This window comes from Staphylococcus durrellii (assembly GCF_015594545.1).
GTDB classification, from domain to species: domain Bacteria; phylum Bacillota; class Bacilli; order Staphylococcales; family Staphylococcaceae; genus Staphylococcus; species Staphylococcus durrellii.
On the sequence record NZ_JADIIO010000001.1, the window covers coordinates 536,962 to 557,685 of the forward strand.

Annotated in this window: 22 protein-coding genes; 16 read left to right on the forward strand and 6 right to left on the reverse strand. The window is 31.4% G+C overall.

Translation table 11 applies throughout. The features are described 5' to 3' along the window. The first annotated feature begins 71 nt into the window (after positions 1-71). Positions 72-608 (forward strand): GNAT family N-acetyltransferase, encoded by a 537-nt coding sequence (locus ISP02_RS02360; RefSeq protein ID WP_195720073.1) that lies wholly within the window; start codon positions 72-74, stop codon positions 606-608. 58 nt (positions 609-666) lie between these two features. Here the strand turns inward: ISP02_RS02360 and ISP02_RS02365 are convergent, their stop codons facing one another. After that, positions 667-1,098 carry an Hsp20 family protein gene (locus ISP02_RS02365; protein ID WP_195720074.1) on the reverse strand — a complete coding sequence of 144 codons (432 nt, stop codon included), beginning with the start codon at positions 1,096-1,098 and terminating at the stop codon, positions 667-669. A 174-nt stretch (positions 1,099-1,272) separates the two neighbouring features. Next, on the reverse strand, positions 1,273-1,710 hold the full coding sequence (locus ISP02_RS02370) for a MarR family winged helix-turn-helix transcriptional regulator (RefSeq protein WP_195720075.1): 438 nt from the start codon (positions 1,708-1,710) through the stop codon (positions 1,273-1,275). Between the two features lie 217 nt (positions 1,711-1,927). On the opposite strand from ISP02_RS02370, the gene ISP02_RS02375 reads away from it, so the two are divergent. Together ISP02_RS02375 and ISP02_RS02380 are read left to right on the forward strand one after the other, a co-directional pair. Continuing rightward, positions 1,928-2,284, forward strand: a complete 357-nt coding sequence (locus ISP02_RS02375) for a DUF3139 domain-containing protein (RefSeq protein WP_195720076.1) — start codon at positions 1,928-1,930, stop codon at positions 2,282-2,284. Positions 2,285-2,661: 377 nt separating this feature from the next. After that, complete coding sequence (locus ISP02_RS02380; protein ID WP_195720077.1) at positions 2,662-3,936, forward strand: cation:dicarboxylate symporter family transporter; 1,275 nt, start codon at positions 2,662-2,664, stop codon at positions 3,934-3,936. A 53-nt stretch (positions 3,937-3,989) separates the two neighbouring features. On the opposite strand, the gene ISP02_RS02385 is transcribed toward ISP02_RS02380, so the two are convergent. Next, positions 3,990-4,331, reverse strand: coding sequence for a DUF4889 domain-containing protein (locus tag ISP02_RS02385; RefSeq protein ID WP_195720078.1), 342 nt, complete (start codon positions 4,329-4,331; stop codon positions 3,990-3,992). Between the two features lie 1,132 nt (positions 4,332-5,463). Between ISP02_RS02385 and ISP02_RS02395 the strand changes: the two genes are divergently transcribed. Next, entirely contained in the window at positions 5,464-6,039 is a 576-nt protein-coding gene (locus ISP02_RS02395) for a peptidoglycan recognition protein family protein (RefSeq protein WP_195720080.1), read from the forward strand. 50 nt (positions 6,040-6,089) lie between these two features. Here the strand turns inward: ISP02_RS02395 and ISP02_RS02400 are convergent, their stop codons facing one another. Both ISP02_RS02400 and ISP02_RS02405 read right to left on the reverse strand, forming a co-directional pair. Beyond that, positions 6,090-7,028, reverse strand: coding sequence for a magnesium transporter CorA family protein (locus tag ISP02_RS02400; RefSeq protein WP_195720081.1), 939 nt, complete (start codon positions 7,026-7,028; stop codon positions 6,090-6,092). A gap of 76 nt (positions 7,029-7,104) precedes the next feature. Further along, positions 7,105-7,713 (reverse strand): TetR/AcrR family transcriptional regulator, encoded by a 609-nt coding sequence (locus ISP02_RS02405; protein ID WP_235980488.1) that lies wholly within the window; start codon positions 7,711-7,713, stop codon positions 7,105-7,107. A gap of 166 nt (positions 7,714-7,879) precedes the next feature. Here ISP02_RS02405 and ISP02_RS02410 point away from each other — a divergent pair, with 166 nt between their 5' ends. From ISP02_RS02410 to ISP02_RS02420, 3 genes are all read left to right on the forward strand, one after another. Then, positions 7,880-9,157: a YhgE/Pip domain-containing protein gene (locus ISP02_RS02410; protein WP_195720083.1), complete on the forward strand. Its 1,278-nt coding sequence runs from the start codon at positions 7,880-7,882 to the stop codon at positions 9,155-9,157. Positions 9,158-9,330: 173 nt separating this feature from the next. Next, positions 9,331-11,001 (forward strand): Na/Pi cotransporter family protein, encoded by a 1,671-nt coding sequence (locus ISP02_RS02415; protein WP_195720084.1) that lies wholly within the window; start codon positions 9,331-9,333, stop codon positions 10,999-11,001. A 265-nt stretch (positions 11,002-11,266) separates the two neighbouring features. Beyond that, a complete protein-coding gene (locus tag ISP02_RS02420) occupies positions 11,267-12,046 on the forward strand; it encodes an SDR family NAD(P)-dependent oxidoreductase (protein ID WP_195720085.1) in 780 nt (259 codons plus the stop codon). Between the two features lie 72 nt (positions 12,047-12,118). Here the strand turns inward: ISP02_RS02420 and ISP02_RS02425 are convergent, their stop codons facing one another. After that, positions 12,119-12,883 (reverse strand): DeoR/GlpR family DNA-binding transcription regulator, encoded by a 765-nt coding sequence (locus ISP02_RS02425; protein WP_195720086.1) that lies wholly within the window; start codon positions 12,881-12,883, stop codon positions 12,119-12,121. 174 nt (positions 12,884-13,057) lie between these two features. Here ISP02_RS02425 and ISP02_RS02430 point away from each other — a divergent pair, with 174 nt between their 5' ends. From ISP02_RS02430 to ISP02_RS02470, 9 genes are all read left to right on the forward strand, one after another. After that, entirely contained in the window at positions 13,058-14,140 is a 1,083-nt protein-coding gene (locus ISP02_RS02430) for an MDR/zinc-dependent alcohol dehydrogenase-like family protein (protein WP_195720087.1), read from the forward strand. Between the two features lie 43 nt (positions 14,141-14,183). Continuing rightward, positions 14,184-15,182, forward strand: coding sequence for a dihydroxyacetone kinase subunit DhaK (locus ISP02_RS02435; protein WP_195720088.1), 999 nt, complete (start codon positions 14,184-14,186; stop codon positions 15,180-15,182). Between the two features lie 8 nt (positions 15,183-15,190). Further along, positions 15,191-15,826 (forward strand): dihydroxyacetone kinase subunit DhaL, encoded by a 636-nt coding sequence (dhaL, locus tag ISP02_RS02440; RefSeq protein ID WP_195721808.1) that lies wholly within the window; start codon positions 15,191-15,193, stop codon positions 15,824-15,826. 34 nt (positions 15,827-15,860) lie between these two features. Further along, complete coding sequence (rpiB, locus tag ISP02_RS02445) at positions 15,861-16,307, forward strand: ribose 5-phosphate isomerase B (protein ID WP_195720089.1); 447 nt, start codon at positions 15,861-15,863, stop codon at positions 16,305-16,307. Positions 16,308-16,535: 228 nt separating this feature from the next. Continuing rightward, the gene (locus ISP02_RS02450; protein ID WP_195720090.1) at positions 16,536-17,783 is read left to right on the forward strand and encodes a copper resistance CopC/CopD family protein; all 1,248 of its coding nucleotides are present in this window, start codon (positions 16,536-16,538) and stop codon (positions 17,781-17,783) included. A gap of 11 nt (positions 17,784-17,794) precedes the next feature. Then, the gene (locus ISP02_RS02455) at positions 17,795-18,379 is read left to right on the forward strand and encodes a YcnI family protein (RefSeq protein ID WP_195720091.1); all 585 of its coding nucleotides are present in this window, start codon (positions 17,795-17,797) and stop codon (positions 18,377-18,379) included. A gap of 70 nt (positions 18,380-18,449) precedes the next feature. After that, on the forward strand, positions 18,450-18,863 hold the full coding sequence (locus ISP02_RS02460) for a DUF2871 domain-containing protein (protein WP_195720092.1): 414 nt from the start codon (positions 18,450-18,452) through the stop codon (positions 18,861-18,863). A 197-nt stretch (positions 18,864-19,060) separates the two neighbouring features. Further along, positions 19,061-20,092 (forward strand): NAD(P)/FAD-dependent oxidoreductase, encoded by a 1,032-nt coding sequence (locus ISP02_RS02465; RefSeq protein WP_195720093.1) that lies wholly within the window; start codon positions 19,061-19,063, stop codon positions 20,090-20,092. A 95-nt stretch (positions 20,093-20,187) separates the two neighbouring features. Continuing rightward, the gene (locus ISP02_RS02470; RefSeq protein ID WP_195720094.1) at positions 20,188-20,589 is read left to right on the forward strand and encodes a GNAT family N-acetyltransferase; all 402 of its coding nucleotides are present in this window, start codon (positions 20,188-20,190) and stop codon (positions 20,587-20,589) included. Positions 20,590-20,724: the final 135 nt, after the last annotated feature.

Here is a 20,724-nt window from a genome sequence, read left to right on the forward strand (position 1 = left end):
CCTGATTAAAATATAAAGATCAGTGTATAAGGCACGTCTTGTAGACAAATGAATGAAGGGAGATTTTTTGAATGACTGCACATAATATACGTATAGCTGAACAAAAAGATGCTAAAGAACTACAAAAATTAATGTATGAAGCATTTACACCGCTAAGAGATCTCGGCATCGATTGGCCTTCTGTTAATGCCGATATCGAATCAGTTAAAAGAAATTTAATAGAAAGTACAACATTTGTATTGGAAAATGATGATGAAATCATTTCTACCATTACTGTTCGTTACCCATGGCAAGGTAAACGCAGAATTTCTATATATCCTTTTGTATGGTGGTTTGCTACAAAACCTGAATACGACGGTCAAGGTTTAGGAAGTAAATTACTCACATATGTTGAAGAAACATTTTTAAGAGATACTTTAAAAGCTCCCGCTGTAACATTAGGCACTTCTGCTAGAAAACACCCATGGTTATTAAGTATTTACGAAAAACGGGGTTACGAAATTTATGATGAACATGAGAGTGATGATGGTGACTTAGGCGTTATCATGAGAAAAGTTTTAATACCTGAACGTTTCGACGAAGAAGTATTAGAAAAACCGCCGTTTTAATAAAAGAAACCCTTTGCAATACACTTAAAAAGTAAGTACTGCGAAAGGGTTTTTTACGTTAGTTAATCTCAATGTTACTTGCAACATTAACAGTAGCGTCTTGCTCTTTTGGTAATGTCACATATAATACGCCATTATCAAATTTTGCTGAAATTTGTTCTTGTATTATATTTTTAAATGTAAATTGCCGATATAAATCGTTCGTAGCGCGTTCTTTATGAATAATTTTACCTTCATCTGTAATATTCGACTCTGATTGTTTAGCTTGAATCGTTAATGTGTCATTATCGAATTTTAATTGGATGTCAGCTTTATTAAAACCAGCTATTTCAGATGCGACTACATAATGATCGTTATATTCTATGATATCTGTTTTGATATCCTTTTTGAAAGGGGATTGGTCATAAATTTGTCGACCAACATCTTTAAAAAATTCACCAGGATCAACGTCGAATAAATTACTATTGAAAGATCTTTTTTCAAATGCCAAAATGATCAGCTCCTTTAAAGTAGTCTAAAAGATAGACTACTTATATTGTAAAAGGTAATTGCAAAAAAGCAAAATAAACCACATCCATTAGCATGAATTTTAGATGAATAAACTATGGAAGCTTAAACTTATATGCTAAAAATGCGGTTTATATATGAAATACATCGTCAAATATTATAAATTTGAGTCGAAATTTTTATTTACAAAATTTTGTAGCGTTGCTTTTAACTCTTTAGACTCTTCAATATCCATATCGAATTCATTAAATACTTTTTTTGATACATCAAGTAATTGTTCGCGAACATCTTTACCTTCGGTAGTAAGTGAGACTTGTAGGTTACGTTCATCGCTTTGTTCACGCATACGCTTAACATAGTCTTTCTTTTCAAGTTTTTTTAGTAAAGGCGTTAATGTACCAGAATCAAGGAAAACGCGTTGCCCCAATGATTTAATATTAATCTTTTCATCTGGTTCTATTGCAAGTAATACGATATATCCTGTGTATGTTAAATCATACTCTTTTAAATATGAAGTATACCTTTTTATTATTTCTTTAGAAGAAACATAAAATAAAAAACACAACTGACGTTCTAAATAACTATCTTTATCCATCTAATTTATCGCTCCTTTTGCAATCTAACAATAATATTATAAAGGCATAATGTCAATACAAATTGTAATCAATACGATTTTTTATGTATGAAGTTTATTAATATGAAGATATTAAGAACATTTTGTTACAAAGTTTGTTTAACTCTTTATAATTAAATATATTTAAGTCATAATAAATAAGATACGTATAAACTAACTGGGTTAAAGGAGATTCACAATGAAGACGTTTTTCAAAATACTAGGAATATTAGTTATTTCATTTATCTTGGCCGTTGTCTTCTTTTTTGGAATGAGAACTTATCAAGGTCATAAAAACCTTGAACTAGTAGATAAATATATCGCTGAACACCATTTAACTGATAAGGTTCAATCTGAAAAAACGAAATATAGTGGTAAAAAAGGACTATATTATAAAGAGGTTAAATTTAAAACAGATCCACATTTAACTTATGACGTACAACCAATAAGTACATTTAAAGGTATAGTTGTACAAGGTTTTGATGATGAAACGAAAAAAAGAGTTAAAGATGCGAAATATCGTAAGTTCGATCAAGATTATAAACCTAACAAGTAAATAGCTTAAAGTAATAAAGTCATGGAAATATTTTATTTCCATGACTTTATTTATTGTAATAGAAAGAATATAAAATATTATTAAGTAAACGCTTACACATCATGTTACTCATTTATGAAAATAACTTAAAAAAGTAGCGTTATATAATTAGTGAACATATAAAATATAAAATTATATTGAAATATACGCATTTAAATTAATAATTAGGATTTATTATACTTAATTTTGCAAAATATTAATGATGTTACTTATTTATAATTTTTAAGTGCATAAATATTTAATTAATGTAATAAGTTACATTTTCGTTGAAAGTTATATATTCTTTTTTTAATTTATTTGATATAATTTAGAAATGTCAGAAGAAGGGGAGTGTCAACATGGCATATTTGAAAAAAATTAGTTTGCCAACTCAGGTAATTATCGCTCTAGTACTTGGTATTATTGTTGGTTTACTATTATATGGACACGATGAATGGGTAAATTACATTAAACCATTTGGAGATGTGTTTTTAAATTTAATTAAAATGATTGTTATACCAGTCGTATTCTGTGCGCTAACGTTATCTATTTCTAATGTTGGTGAATCAAAAACAGTTGGACGTTATGGTCTTAAAACAATTGTATATTTTGAGTTAATTACAACAATAGCAATCGCATTGGGAATGATCTTTGCGAATATCTTTAAACCGGGTTCTGGACTAGACCCCCATAAATTACCAAAAGGTGACATCTCATCATATGAATCATCAGCAAAAGCAGCTGAACATTCTACATATGGCAATCACTTTATCGATACACTTGTAAATATTGTGCCAACAAACTTTTTTGAGGCATTAAATAAAGGTGATTTATTACCAATTATATTCTTCGCCGCATTCTTCGGTATTGCTTTATCAGCAATTGGTAACAAAGCAGAACCGGTAAGAAACGTTTTAGGTGGAGTTTTAGAAGCAGTATTTTGGATGATTAATAAAATACTTAAATTAGCACCAATTGGTGTTTTCGCATTTATTAGTACAACAGTTATGACCTTCGGCGCTTCTGCATTATTGCCACTTTTAAAATTATTACTAGTCGTTATCGGCGCAATGGTATTCTTTGTAGTGGTCGTGCTAGGTATCGTTGCTAAAATATGTGGCATTAATATTTTCCACATAATGAAAATATTAAAGAACGAATTGATATTAGCATTTTCAACGTCAAGTTCAGAGTCAGTGCTTCCAATCATTATGAAGAAAATGGAAAACTTTGGTGCACCAAGAGATATTACATCATTTGTAGTACCAATAGGTTACACATTTAACTTAGATGGTTCTGCATTGTATCAATCAATAGCGGCACTTTTCGTAGCACAAATGTATGGTATTGACATGTCTTTAGGTCAACAAATTATGTTAATGGTAACGTTAATGATAGCATCAAAAGGTATGGCAGGTGTTCCAGGCGTATCTATCGTTGTTCTTGTAACTACGTTAGGCGCAATGGGCTTACCGGCACAAGGTCTAGCATTAATTATCGGTATCGATAGATTACTTGATATGGTTAGAACTGCAGTTAACGTAATGGGTAACTCTTTATCAACAATCGTTATTTCTAAATGGGAAGGCGTGTACAATAAAGAAAAAGGCCAAGAATATTATAAATCTATATAAACAAAGAGGAACAAATCAATTATTGATTTGTTCCTCTTGTGATATTATGACCATTACATTTGCATATTACCCATGTCATGTATTTTCATCATTAGACCGTGTGGAATATCGTCGTGTTTAACGATTTTCATAGAAGTATATTTGTCAGAACCTTTTGACTTAACTAATTTAACAAAATCGCCTTTTTTAGGTGAGAAACCATCTTTTGAAGGGATTTTAACATCTTTTTCTACCTTATGATCCTTCTCATTAACAACTTTTTCGGCAGTATGTTTGTCTTTCATGTAACCATAATAAGTTTCTTTTTCTCCTGTATTTAACATGATAATAACTAATACGATACTGACGATTAACATTACTGCGATTAAGCCGATACTAAATACTTTTTTATTCATATTATCTCTTGGCTCCTTTAACTCATGTATTATGAATATAACCTCATTATAATAATAATATAGATTAATACAAAATTAAATCGTCAAAATATGTATGATTTAACAAAATTGTCGTATTTGTTCATATTTCATTATTTATTTAGGAATTGAATTAGATAATTTATAAGATAATTCGAAGATATTTTAATATTAACTTTAAGACATGTACAAAAATGATAATATTGTCGTTTGAAGACTATAGGTGTAGTATTTAAATGTTTTTTGAAATTAGTTAAATAGTTATAATAACTATTAAAACCAAAACAGTGGGCAATAGAAGTTATAGAACTATTGGTTAATAATAATTCTGGAATTGATAATGTAATTTTCAAACTTATAATATAGTTTTTATAATAAATATCTAAGTGTCTAATAAATAGTATAGATATATAACTAGGAGAAAAAAATAAATGCTGTCCCAAGTCATTTGTAGTGAGTACGTTTTGACTATGGTTGTTAATATAAGTCGTAATATCGTTTAGTGGTTTACTGTTACTACTAATAATAGGCTTGTAAATTTTGCTATGAGTAACACGTGCTTCTTTATTTAGTATATGTAATAAGCTATAAAAATAAGGTGTATTAATGTTATTTTGATAAATATAATCATATATAAATTGAAAGATGAACAACTTAAAGGTGGAGATTGAACTAAGCTTTTTATAGTCGTAATGGCTGATAAATAAACTCTTGTGATTGTGTGACAAGTAAAACATAGGTATGATGATGGCAATGATTTTGTCACCTGAAATCACTTTATATAAATCGCAATGGTTAATAATGACTACGCTATCATTTATATTGACCTTCTTACCATTTAATAACACTGTTAAATTATTGCTTAGCGAAAAATATAAAATAAGATGATTAATACAGCGTTGTGTATTGGTCTCGTAACTTTCATAGTAACGAATTGAACAGTACATTATATCAACTCCTAAAAAAGGTGTTGTTTGTCTAATACCTTTGATTATACAACAGTTAATGTAAATAATTTTTACTACAAATTTTTAATTTACAAAGGTTAATAGCAAAGTTATGACTTGTTAAAATAAGTTAAGCACATAGAAAATCATAAATAAGGTGAGTATAGATGGAACACATATATTCTGATTACTTTAGAGATAAGTCAAAAATCACTGAAAAAAGAACACAAATTTTAGGCATCGTCTTACATGATGATGCAGAAAATATGGCGGCAAAAGATTATATAGATTGGCTTAAAGATAGAGCACGAGAGGGTTGTTTATATAAAGGATGGGCTAGCATATATATTGATAAGGACACATGCTATTGGTTTCATCCGATAGATTATATTGAATGGCATTGTGGCAATCAATTTGCTAATGAACATTATGTAGGTATTGAAAGGTGCCAGTCAAAGATTAACGGAGTCTTATCTGATAGACAATTTGAAGAAATTGAAGAAGCGAGTTTTAAAATTGCGGCTAAAATATTAAAAGAACAAAATTTGCCTGTAAATAGAGATACTGTTAGATTGCATAGAGAATTTTTTGAGACGGCTTGTCCTGCTAGAGCATGGCAAATTCATGTTAATAATAGTGAAGATTCGGAAGTAAATAGAGAGCGATTAAAAGATTACTTTATTAGCCGTATCCAAACATATTATAATCAAGTTAAAATTGATAAAACAGCTATACTACGATAATGCGTGCATTACGGTAGTATAGCTGTTTTATTTTTAAAAGCAGTATAAAATTATAATTTTTGTTTACGCCATAAAAATGCACCAACAAGTGATACTAATATGAGCGAAATAATAATAACGACAATCCATGAAATATAACTATGACTATTAATTGGCAATGGTACATTCATACCAAAGAAACTAAATACTAGAGTTGGTAATGTTAGGAAGACTGTAAATAAAGTTAAAGTTTTCATCGTGTTGTTCAGTTCATTTGATAATAAAGAGGCATATGAAGTCGTAATACTTTCTAATATTTTAGTATATAGTTCTGTTGTTTCGACAGCTTGTTTATTTTCAATAACTAAATCTTCAAGTAATTCTTCATCTTCTTCAAATCTTTTAATTGCAGGTAGCCTGAATAGTTTTTTAATTATATTGTCGTTGCCTTTGAGTGCCGCTAAAAAATAAACTAAACTCTTTTCAACTTCCATTAAATTATAAAGCTGTTTATTACTCACATTGTTTTTTAAATTACGTTCAATGCGTAATCTCGTCTTGTTTAATAACCTTAAGTTTCTGTTATAGTGATTGGCAATCGTTAATAAAATATTTAATGCAAACCGACTGTGGAACTTTAAGTTAATGCGCTGACGCGTAAAATTCTCTAAAAACTCATTTTCTTCATTACATATTGTAACTATTCTTTTATTGCCAATAATAATACCCAATGGAATTGTTATAAAGGAGAGGACGTTATTATTTGTTTTATTGACGACAGGCAAATCGATAATAATTAAAGAATAGCCTGTTTCATCATCATATTCTATACGTGCACTTTCTTCACTATCGAGTGGGTCCTTGATAAAATCTTCGGGAATATTATATTGAGTTATTATTTTTTCTATCTCATCCCTATCGGGTTCTATTATATTTATCCAAGAAGCTGTTGTATCTGCAATACACTCAATAACCTTTTGATTTTGATTGTGCTTGTAAGCTTTAATCATTTTCTAATGCCCCCTTTCAAACTTAATACTTTTTTATATTAGCTAATAACTTAGTATGTTACAACAAATTTTGTAATTAATGTTGGTCATATTGCTGGTTAGCCAATAATCTAAGTGGGCCATTGAATATTATTTTGAATAAAATATCGGCCAAATCGTCTACACTCATTCTATTGTCATCTTGAACCCAATGTTTTATAAACGAAATTGTGGCACCTGAAACATAGCTATGAAAATAGTCTAATGGAATACCCTCAATTTGATTTGAACTAGTAATAAGGGTTTGCATATTATTAAACATCAATTGACTAATTTTGCTTTCTATTTGGCTTTTGCGCTCTAGATTTAATATCACTTTATAGAAATCGATATTATTAGCAATATATGACATAATATTTTTTAATATATTCGTCGTAAACGCTTTAGCAAAGTCTTCAGTGTTCGTATATTGAATATAAAAATAATCAAAATGTAATTTCTCGGATAGATTTTTAATATATTCATCTTCCATCGAAGATAGCAACTCGTACTTATCTACGTAGTGTAAATAAAACGTCCCTCTATTTATATCAGCCAAAGTTGTAATATCTTTTATTGTAATTTTATCGAGTTCTTTTTCTTGTAATAAAGAAATAAAGGCATGTTTAATAGCTTGTTTAGATTTTTTAATTCTACGGTCTTCCATAAGATTACCTCCACTTATTGAACAATTTATATCATATTGTTGATTTATAGACATTATGAATAACATTGATTATTGTCTATGTTGTTAAAACTATTATAATAAACAACGTGATAGATATTCAACATGATGTTCAAAAATGTTATTGCAAACAAGGAGGTAAAAAACTATGAATATTTTAAAAAGTAAATTACTATGGATTTCACCAATAGTAATCGTAATTATATTAGCAATCTTTTCAATTGCATTTTCTCCAGCTTATAACCCTAAACCTAAATCTATACCTATTGCGATTGTAAATCATGATAAGGGTACTTCTATTCAAGGTAAAAACGTAGATATTGGTGGAAATTTAGTAGACAAATTTAAAGACAGTGATTCTAAATCTATTAAATGGGTTGAAGTAGATAGTGAAAAAGAAGCACAAAAAGGTTTAGATAAACAAAAATATTTTGGTGCTGCAGTTTTAGAAAAAGATTTCTCAAAAAATGCGATGAGTAAAACGCAAAAAATTGTAATGGATAGCAAAAAAGCCGAAATGAAAGACAAAATTAACTCTGGAGACATTCCTCCCGAACAAGCTAAAAAATTACAACAGGCTGCGCCTAAAAATGATGTAACTGTTAAACAAGCACATCTTAAAACATTAGCTAATGGTGGCGCGAATATGCAAGCGTCTCAAATTGCTTCAAATGTACTAAAAGGCATTGGAAGTAATATCAATAAACAAATTACTAAACAAAGTATAGGTACCTTAGAAAAACAAAATATCAAAGTTAGCGCAAATGATATCAATGGTATTACTAATCCGGTTAAAGTTAATAATAAAAAAGTTAACGAAGTAAAAGACCATCAAGCTAGTGGTAATGCACCATTCTTAATGTTTATGCCAGTTTGGATAAGTTCAATTGTTGGTTCAATTTTATTATTCTATGCATTTAGATCTAGTAAAAATATATCAATTGTGCAACGTGTATCAGCTACATTAATACAATGTGTAGGTGCAATTGTAACTGCTTTTGTTGGTGGATTTGGATACGTTTACTTTATGTCAGGTATCCAAGGATTTGACTTTAACGACATTAATAAAATTGCATTTTATGTATCAATTGCGATATTAAGTTTTATGGGGTTAATCATTGGTGTTATGACTTGGTTAGGAATGAAATCAATACCTATCTTCTTTATCGCGATGTTCTTTAGTATGCAATTAGTAACATTACCAAAACAGTTATTGCCTAAATTTTATCAAGATTATATTGTCGACTGGAATCCATTTACACATTATGCTAACTCACTAAGAGAATTAATTTACATGCACCAACCTATAACAATGAATAGCACAATGTGGATGTTTGTTGGTTTTATGATTTTTGGATTAATTTCTTCACTTTTAGCTACTATAGTGAGAAAACATAGTGACAAAACAACAGAAATTCCATCATAATAATTAATTAAGCTTTGATGTAGAATGATTTTCTCTATATCAGAGCTTTTTTGTAATATTATTACAGAATAATTGAGCTATATGCTACACAATCTTTATGTTATCTTAACATTAGCTTTACAAAAGTTAGATATAATTTAAGTAGTTAACAAATACTTTAAAGAGGTGGGGCAATGAATTCTTTTGCAATGGAAATTCTATTTACCTTTATCGGAGGACTTGGAATATTTCTATATGGAATTAAGCAAATGGGCGATGGTCTACAAGCTTCAGCGGGCGATAGACTGAGAAGTATTTTAAATCGAGTTACGAGCAATCCTGTAATGGGTGTTATTGCCGGTATGGTCGTTACAATCTTAATTCAAAGTAGTTCTGGTACCACGGTAATTACTATTGGTCTAGTTACTGCAGGATTTATGACTATGAGACAAGCCATAGGTGTCATAATGGGAGCTAACATAGGTACAACGGTTACAGCATTTATAATAGGTATTGATATTGGTGCTTATGCACTTCCTATACTTGCCATTGGCGCGTTCTTAATATTCTTTATTCATAAGAGAAAAGTTAAAAATATAGGTATGATTTTATTTGGTTTCGGTGCTTTATTTTATGGACTCGAATTAATGAGTTCAGCCGTTAAACCTTTAGCTAATTTAGATGGCTTTAATAAAATTATGTTAGATATGTCATCGAATCCTATTTTAGGCTTATTAGCAGGAACGTTTTTGACAGTAGTAATTCAGAGCTCAAGTGCCACAATTGGTATCTTGCAAGGATTTTATGCAAATGATTTAATTTCATTACATGGAGCATTACCAGTATTGTTAGGTGATAACATCGGTACGACGATTACAGCAGTGTTAGCTAGTTTAGCAGGATCCATTGCAGCTAAACGTGTCGCGTTAGTACATGTATTATTTAACTTAATAGGTGCGACAATCTTTATTGTAATATTACCTCTATACCAAAGTGCTATAGTATGGATTCAGAAGGTACTAAGTTTAAAACCGGAAATGGTCATAGCATTTGCACATGGCTCTTTCAATGTGACAAATACATTAATTCAATTACCGTTTATATTTGTTTTAGCTTGGATTGTAACTAAAGTGATACCTGGTGATGATATACATGAAAAATTTCAACCACGTAGTTTAGACAAAAATTTAATCAACAGAGCACCAAGCTTTGCCCTTCAAGAAGCACAGGATGAAATACAAAACTTGGGACATATGTCATATGCTATGTTAGAAAATGTAAAATATTATGATGATAAATTAAAAAAAGATATTGATCAAAAGCAAGTTGTAGTAGAAAATATGTATGATAATATTCGACAATATTTAACGAAAATTTCTGAAAAAAAATTATCAGCAAAAGACGCTGAACGTATGTCAGTATTATTTGATGTTAATAGGGCAATGTTAAAAGTAGCATCATTGTCGCAGCAATATTTTAAAATAAAAGAACAACAATACGTAGAAAATATTCATATTTCTACAGAAGCCCAAAATAGTATTAATCAGTTATATGATTATGTCACGATTTCTTTTAATAAAACAATAAATAACTTTAACGTTTACGATGACTTAACAAAAGAAGAAATCGTAGAGCGTAGTAAAGATTCTTATGGGTTAGAGCATGAATTGAGAAAACAACATATTCAGCGATTAAGTTCAGGTGACTGTTCTCCTGAAGGCGCAATATTATATTTAGATATGATCTCAGTATTAGAACGTATAGGATACCATGCTAGAAATATCTCTGAAGGCCTGATCAATTATAATCATCTGGCAAATACAGATTATAACCAAGTGAATAACTTTGAACCTGAAACAACTTAATTAAAATTTAAAGCGTTATGAATAACACACTTATACTCCATATATATACACATACGTTTTAAAGGCGTATTAATAATGATAATATTTCATTAAATAATGCAAAAACAAAAGTACGAATCTTAATAATGGGTTTGTACTTTTTTTATAAAACAACTATTTAAAACTCAAATATCGTCAATTTCAAATTAAGAAGAAAACGTTTCCATTGCAATGTATGAATTATTTATCTTACAATCATTTTATAAATATTTTTGGAGGTATAAATATGTCAATTTTAGATAAGTTTAAATTAGATAATCAAGTTGCTATCGTTACAGGAGGTGCTTCTGGATTAGGTAAAGCTATGGGTAAAGGTTTAGCAGAAGCTGGTGCGCATTTAGTTATAGCAGATATTAATTTGGAACAAGCCCAAGCTACTGCTGATGAGTTTACAAATGATACAGGCAATAAGGCTATTGCCTGCAAAGTAGATGTAACGAATGTCGACGATGTTTATCAAATGGTTGAAGATGTAAAAAATGAATTTGGTAGAATTGATATTTTATTTAATAATGCCGGAATTAATGAGCACGTCAAATTTGAAGATATGCCATATGACAGATGGGTTAAAAATATGGATGTAAATATTAACAGTATGGTATTAGTATCTCAAGCGGTGGGCGAAGTAATGATCGAACAAAAAAGAGGGTCTATCGTCAATACGTCTTCAATGTCAGGCATTATCGTCAATACACCTCAACCACAAGCGGCATATAATACCTCTAAAGGTGCGGTAATTATGTTCACTAAGAGTTTGGCTAATGAATGGGCGGAACATAATATAAGAGTGAATACTATAGCACCTGGTTATATGAAAACTGAATTAACTAAAGATTATTTTGCACAGGGTGGAGACATGATAGATACGTGGATGAAATTTACACCACTGGGCAGACCAGGCGTACCAGAAGAACTACAGGGTGCTGCATTATACCTAGCGTCTGATGCTTCATCATTTGTGACTGGCAGTATTGTAACAATTGATGGCGGTTATACAGCACTTTAATTAAATAGCTAGATAAAAAGCTCAAGCCTTATATAATTTTAGAGGCTTTGAGCTTTTTTATTTGCCGAAATATTAATCAGCAATGGTTATGTGAAAAGGAAGATCAGACAACCATTTGCTGTCAGGTTGTTTATTCGTGATAATTTCATTAATGTCACTTAATTTAGCGAAAGATAATGTTGAAGAAACATCAAATTTACTATGGTCGATAAGTGCCACAACCTTATCACTTTGTTGGACCATTTGCTTTTTTAATTGTACCTCTGGTAATGAAAAATCTGTAAGGCCGTTTTGTAACGTTAAGCCATTAGCAGATAAGAAGAAATAATCAATATGATACATTTCTAAAATTTGAGAATCAATATTACCAGTAATTGCATTTGAATCTTTTGACACAAAACCACCTACGATAAGAACGGTTAAATGTGGATTTTCTTTTAGTAAAACAGCATTCTCAAGCCCATTAGTTATAATAGTTAATTCCATTGTCGATTCGGCAAGTAACTTTGCTAACTCATATGTAGTTGAACTTGCATCAATCATGATGCACTGTTGGGGTTGTATTTTATTTATAGCGTGTTGACTAATATGATGTTTCTCGTCGTGTCTTTGTGTTAAACGATAGGAAAAGTTGAGTTTGGATCCCATATCTTCATTTATTTTCGCTCCACCGTGTGTACGTACTAATTTATTTTCACTTTCTAACCGACGTAGATCACTTCTCACTGTTGCCTCAGTTACGCTTAAATAGTTTGATAGTTGTTTTACAGTTGCTCTCTTATGAGACTTTATATAGATATAAATATTTTCTCGTCGTTCATCTGCATACATTTTCATCTGTGTCACATCCTTAATTTTATCTTAATCCATTTTATATTATTACTCAATATGTAAATATAAACAAACTAAAATGAAAATAAACGAAAAAATATTTGAAGAAAACGAAAATATATATTAAAATATTAATTGTAAATGAAAGCGTTTCCTAAATTTGAAAGGGAGTTGTATATTATGACAAAGAAAAATTATCCTGACACTATGAATGCGGTAGTAGCATATGCGCCTGAAGATTATAGATATGAAACAGTCGAAACACCAATAATTGAGAATGGCAAAGAGATTATCGTTAAAGTTGAAGCGTGTGGTATTTGTGCTGGTGACATCAAAGCATACGGTGGAGCGCCAAGTTTCTGGGGAGATGAAACACAACCGTCATACATTAAAGCGCCTATGATTCCCGGTCATGAATTTATCGCACGTATAGTAGATAAAGGTGATGAAGTAACAGACTATGAAATTGGAGACAGAGTTATTTCTGAACAAATTGTACCTTGTTGGAATTGTAGATTCTGTAATCGCGGAGAATATTGGATGTGTGAAAAACATGATTTATACGGTTTCCAGAATAACGTTAACGGTGGCATGGCTGAATATATGAAATTTACGAAAGAAGCTATTAACTATAAAGTTCCTGAAGATTTACCCATTGAAAAAGCAGCATTAATTGAACCATATGCATGTAGTTTGCATGCTGTTCAACGTGCCAATATTAAATTAGGTGATTTTGTAGTTCTTTCTGGGGCAGGTACATTAGGCTTAGGAATGGTAGGTGCAGCTAAAAAAGCTGGTGCTGAAACTTTAGTCGTCTTAGACATGAAAGACGATCGTTTGGAATTAGCTAAAGAATTCGGTGCAGATATTGTAATGAACCCAGCTAAAGTTGATGTTGTTAAAGAGATTAAAGATATGACGGAAGGTTATGGATGTGACACATATATTGAAGCGACAGGTCATCCTAAATCAGTAGAGCAAGGTTTAAGTGCGATTCGTAAATTAGGTAGATTTGTTGAATTCTCAGTATTTGGAGATCCAGTAACAGTCGATTGGAGTATTATATCTGACCGTAAAGAATTAGATTTAATGGGCAGTCATTTAGGACCTTATTGTTATCCTCTTGTAATTAATGGTATTCAAAACGGTGATTTCCCTACAGAAGGTGTCGTAACACATAAATTACCTCTCGAAAAATTTGAAGAAGGATTCGAGTTAATGAAAAAAGGGGACAAGTCACTAAAAATAGTACTTGAACCATAAACATCATAATAGAATATAGCTTCAATAAAGGAGAGAGCAATAAATGAAGAAAATGATGAATAATCCAGACAGCGTAATTGATGAATTAATGACAGGTTATCTAGCAGCCTATCCAGAATATATTAGACGTTCATCGCTACATCAACGAGCACTAATTGGTACTAAGAGACACGAAAAGAGAAAAGTAAGTGTGTTAATTGGTGGCGGTTCTGGTCATGAGCCTGGATTTTTAGGTTATGTTGGTAAAGGTATGGCTGATGGTGTTGCGGTAGGCAATATCTTTGCCTCACCTTCACCTATTCCAATTCAAGCAGTTACAAGAGAAATAGATCAAGGTAGCGGCGTATTGTATATTTATGGTAATTATGCTGGTGACTTAATGAATTTTGAAATGGCTAGTGAAATGACTGAAGTAGAAGACGATATCCAAACAGAAGTTGTCATAGGCAATGATGACGTTGCATCTTCTAAAGACATTAGTGATAGACGTGGTATCGCAGGTGAATTATTAGTATTTAAAGCTGCGGGTGCAGCGGCAGACTTTGGTCATGATTTGTCAGAAGTAAAACGTATTGCACAATTAGCTAACGATAATACTCGTTCTATGGGTATTGGACTAAGTCCTTGTTATTTACCTCAAACTGGTAAACCAAGCTTCGATTTAGAAGACAATGAAATGGAAATTGGGCTTGGTCATCACGGGGAACCAGGAATTGAAAAAACGACTATTCGCACGGCTAAAGAGACAGTTAACGTTATCATGAAAAACATTCTGAAGGAAGGACTATATGAAAGTGGTGACGAAGTAGCAGTATTAGTAAATGGCCTAGGTGCTACGTCACAAATGGAACTTTATATTATTAACAAAGAAGTAAATGAAATATTAGAAGATAAAAATATTATTACTTACAAATCCTACGTAGGTAATTTTATTACATCAATGGAAATGGGTGGTTTCTCAGTAACATTGATGAAATTGGATGATACATTGAAATCCTGCTTAGCGCATCCTGTAGATTGTCCTAATTTTAAAGAAGTGTAGGTGGAATGATGACATTAACTAGTAATGCTTATAAAGATTATATTTTAGCTTTAACGGAATTGTTCGCGACAAAAAAAGATTATTTATGTGAATTAGATAGAAAAATTGGTGACGGTGACCATGGTGTAACGATGAACATTGGTTACCAAGCAGTTAAAGAAACTGTAGAACAAGAACTGCAAGACCAAGATGATATTGCCAAAATTAGCGTTGCAGTTGGTAAAAGTTTCTTGGATGCGGTTGGTTCATCTGTAGGGCCATTGTATGCATCAGGTTATCTTAAAGCTGCAGTAGCTGTAAAAAACAAAACTGAACTAGATGATGATGATTTATTCGATTTTTGGATTTCATTTAGCAAAGGCATTAAAGACAGAGGTAAAGCAGAAATCGGTGACAAAACAATGATAGATACGTTAGAACCATTTTACAGTTCATTAGATGAACAGCGCTCGAAAGGTCTGTCTTTCTCTGAGGCATTTGATAATGCTTTAGAACATGCGAAAAAAGGAATGGAAAGTACAAAAGATATTGTTTCAAATAAAGGACGTTCTAAACGTTTAGGTTATCGTTCTCAAGGGCACGTTGACCCAGGAGCGATGTCAGCATATTTAATGTTAGAAACATTTAAGTCTTTTACTGAATAATAAATAAGTAATAAATATAAGGAGGAAGTAGATAATGAAAATTGCTATAGGTGCAGATCACAATGGATATGATTTAAAAGAAGCCGTAAAAAAACAAGTCGAAGATATGGGCCATGAAGTTGAAGACTTTGGTTGTCACCATTGCGCAGAAACAGATTACCCTGATGTTGCTGCAGAAGTGGGTAAAAGTATTCAACAAGGAAATAATGAACGTGGCATATTAATTTGTGGCACTGGTATTGGCGTTGCAATTGCTGCAAATAAAGTTAAAGGTATTAGAGCAGCTATGGCACATGATGTATATTCTGCAGAACGTGCACAATTAAGTAACAATGCACAGATTTTAACTATGGGTGCGCAAATTATCGGCGTAGAAGTAGCTAAGAAAAATGTAGAAGCTTATTTGAATGTGGCATGGGAAGGCGGATCTCAACGTAAAGTTGATAAAATCGTAGATATTGAATCTTCTGAAGCCGAATAGTAACAACCAATGGTAATGAAAAAGTATCAGTATGTACTAAAAATTAAACTGTTTAAAAAGAGACAAAACCAAATATGGATTTTGTCTCTTTTTTAATTATATCAAGCTTAAAATTGCAAAAAAATTTTTATGTCCAAAACATGACAAATTTTAAAAAGTATTGTCCATCAAAGTGTTCTTATATATTATTAAATTGTATGTAATCAACAAGGGAATGGGGGCTCAAAAGTGTCTTTATATAATAACTTTTATACGAAGTTATATGTGGTAATTTTTGTAGCACTATTGTGTGTAATAGTGTTTTCGACACAAAGCGCATCTGCTCATGCAACACTTGAAAAAGTTACGCCTCAAGAAAATAGCGTTGTTAAATCTCAGCCTAAACATATATCATTACAGTTTAATGAACCTGTGAATGCTAAATACTCTAGTATTATAATTTATGATGATAGTGGTAATAAAATCGACAAAGTAAAACCCAACTCGTCGGGCCATAACCAAAATTTAGAGTTTGATATTAGTAAATTAAAAAAAGGGACTCATAAAGTAAAATGGCATGCCATGTCAGCAGACGGTCATGAGGTAGGAAGTCAGTTTGAATTTTCTATAGGGAAGAAAACAGCTAATAATGTAGATACAACACCACCGTTTTTTGAAACAGCATCGTTTTGGTTTGGCTTTTTACGATTTTTAGCTGAAGGATCCATCATAATTTTAATAGGTTTATTTTTAGTAAATAAAATGGCTAATCGCAAAGGATTAGCAGAATTTAATGTGATTCCTAAATATCGTTCGGCAATTTGGATGATTATCGGAGTAACTTTTATGACTTGTTTAGTTTACCTAATGTCACTGACTTCCGATGTAAGTAGTCAAATTCTTGCCTTAAATACTGAAGCATTACTTCAAGTACCATTACTGTTATCATTATTGGCCATAATTGTCTTGCTTATATTATTTAGTTTGAAAAACATGTTAGAGAGCTGGTACGTCACTATAGCACTTGTTATTTTGATCGTGTTAAGTATGTCAGGGCATGCTTTTGCACAACAAATACCATTATGGTCAATTATTATTCGTACAATTCATCTATTAGGTATGGCTATTTGGTTAGGTGCACTTGTTTATTTATTCTGTGTAGCAACGAATAATAAAGGTGAACAAATGCTATACATTAAAAACTTTTTACTGAAAATTAATAGTTTAGCTGTGCTAATGATAGTTGTATCGGGTGTGTTAATGGTTATTGATGAATCAAGCATATTAAATATAGTTAATCATTTACAAACATGGTCGGTATTAGTCATTGTCAAAATCATAGGTGTCATATTAATGATGTGCCTTGGAGGTTATCAAACGGCACGCGCTTTAAGCCAACAATATACAAATAAATCAGCATTATTGATAGAAATAATTATAGGTATAGTACTCATTGTTGTAGGCGTTATTATGAGTCAAATTAATATACCGACTTAAAGGAGAATAATATGAAAAAAATTGTAGTTAGTCTCGTTGCTTTTATTGTTGTTTTAAGTATGTCTAAAGTTGCTGATGCACACGTGACATTAAATCCTAATTCAAGCAAACCTGGTTCATATGACAAATATGATGTAAGGGTTCCAGTTGAAAAAGAACAAAATACTACAAAGGTTGAACTAAAAGTACCAAAAGGTTTAAATGTAGTAGGAGTGGAACCTGTAAACGGATTTAATCATCAATTTACTAAAGACAAAAAAGGTAATATTACTAAAATAACATGGGAAGCAACTCATGGTGGTATAAAACCGAATGAATTTATAGATTTTCCTATTCAAGTAGCAAATCCTAATAAGGAAGGTAAATTTAAATGGGACGCCTACCAAACTTATAAAAACGGTGATGTTGTAAAATGGACAGGCAATGAAAAATCAGAAACACCTGCACCAGTCACAACTGTAAGTAAATCTATAAGTAGTGATCAAAGTGATGAAAAAAATGACACTTCAAATAGCAATGTAGCTTTATGGATCGTTTCAATTGTCGCTATACTTTTATCATTAATTGCTATTTTCAAAAAATCTCGTCAATCATAACAAAAAGTGATATCTTAAGTTATGAATGAGATAAACCGTTTGGTGGTTAATCAAACTAGGAGGGGCAGCGATGCGTAGAATTTTGTATGCATTTTTAATCTATACGATAGTCGGTTTAATAAGTGGGTTTTATTACAGAGAGTTAACAGTGGCACATCATTTTACCGGTGATACACAATTAAAAGTGTTACATACTCATACGTTAATGTTAGGTATGTTTATGCATTTGATTTTATTACCATTCGAAAAAATATTTAAATTATCTAGTTATTATATATTTAATTGGTTCTTTATCATCTATAATATTGGCGTGATACTTACGGTAGGCATGATGTTTACGAAAGGTACTTATCAAGTTATTGGTAAAACCGTTCCGGATTCATTTGCCGGTTATGCTGGTATTGGACACACAGTATTAACAGCAGGATTTGTTTTATTATTCTTTTTATTAAGGAGCGCAATAATAAAAGATCCAAGAGATTAACTATTATATGTTATAAGAGAAAGTCTGACATCTTGTCGGGCTTTTTAATTTAGAAAGGACAATTAAGATGATAAAATCATGAGTTTTCCATACGAATAGCATAAGGCAATGAAAATATGTAAACGTTTATATTGATAATGATTATCATTTATAGGATAATGAACTATAAATAGAGTTAGTAGATTGGGAGGATTATTATGAAGGACGTTACAATTATAGGTGGTGGACCTGCCGGGTTATTTGCCAGTTTTTATGCTGGGTTACGAGGTATGGACGTCAGTATAGTCGATGCACAAGATGAGCTAGGTGGTAAAATGCACGTATATCCAGAAAAGATCATTTGGGATATCGGCGGTTTAGCGCCTAAACCATGTTATCAGGTTATAGAGGATACAGTTGCTCAAGGGCTCCATTTTAATCCTGATGTATATCTTGGGGAAACAGTAATAGATATTAGAAAAATTAGTGAGCGCCATTTTGAAATTGAAACACAAAAGGGCAATATATATAGTTCTAAAGCAGTGATTATTGCTATAGGCGGTGGCATTATTAATCCTAAACAATTAGATATAAAAGACGCAGAACGTTATAAATTAACTAATTTGCATTATGTAGTGCAATCACTGAAAAAATTTAAAGATAAAGACGTGCTTATATCTGGTGCAGGTAACTCGGCTTTAGATTGGGCGCGAGATTTAAGTGGCTATGCTAAAAGTGTTACTTTAGTATATAGAAAAGCAGACATTTCAGGCTATGAAGCACTGAAAACAATTTTAGATGAATTAAATGTTAAGAAATTACCAAACAGTCGTATCAATCAATTAATAGGTGATGACAAAGGCGAATGTATTGCTCAAGTAATTCTGCAAAATATTGAAACCGGAGAAACATATCAACAAAACTTTGATGAAGTAATTGTGAGTCATGGTTTTGATAGAGAAAGTCCACTGTTAGAACAATCTTCAGCTAAGGTAGATATGTTTAATGAGTACCAAATTAAAGGCTTTGGTAATACAACGACAAGTATTGATGGATTATTCGCATGTGGAGATATTGTCCACCATGATGCTAAAGTGCATCTTATCGCTAGTGCATTTAGTGATGCTGGTAATGCTGCTAATTTAGCTAAAAGTTATATAGAACCGGATGCACCGTCAGAAGGTTACGTATCAAGTCATAATGATGTGTTTAAAGAATCAAATAAAATGGTAATGAAAAAATATTTATAATATAAAGCTAAATATTAAAATTGTAAGACAAATTAGTATGTGTGCCATGGTATAGTCACAGAGGATTTGTCTTATTTTTTAGGAGTGATAATACAATGATTAAGGTAAGACATGAAGCACCTTCAGTTGAAGACTATTGTAACTTAAGAAAAGTTGCTGGGATGAGTGAAAAAACACCGACTGCAGCTGCGAAAGGATTAGGCAATGCATGTTTTGATGTGGTAATTTATGATGATCATCGTGCAATTGGTATGGGTAGAGTTATTGGTGATGGTGGCACAGCTTTTCAAGTGATAGATATAGCAGTTGATCCACGGTATCAAGGGTTAGGATATGGTAAAATGATTATGATACATGTAAAGAAATACATAGATTCTGTTGCTGAAAGTTCTTGTTATGTTAGTTTAATTGCTGATTATCCTGCAGATAAGTTATATCAACAATTTGGGTTTCAACCTACTGAACCAAATTCAGGAGGGATGTATATTTTATACTAAGGACTAAAAAAAGGTCATCGGGACCTTTTGATGAGCAAGACATTGGATGCATAAAACAATCATTCGATGTTACTGCGCGTGATAAAATATTATAATACTATGTATTTTTATAACATAAGTAATTAACTGTGGCAT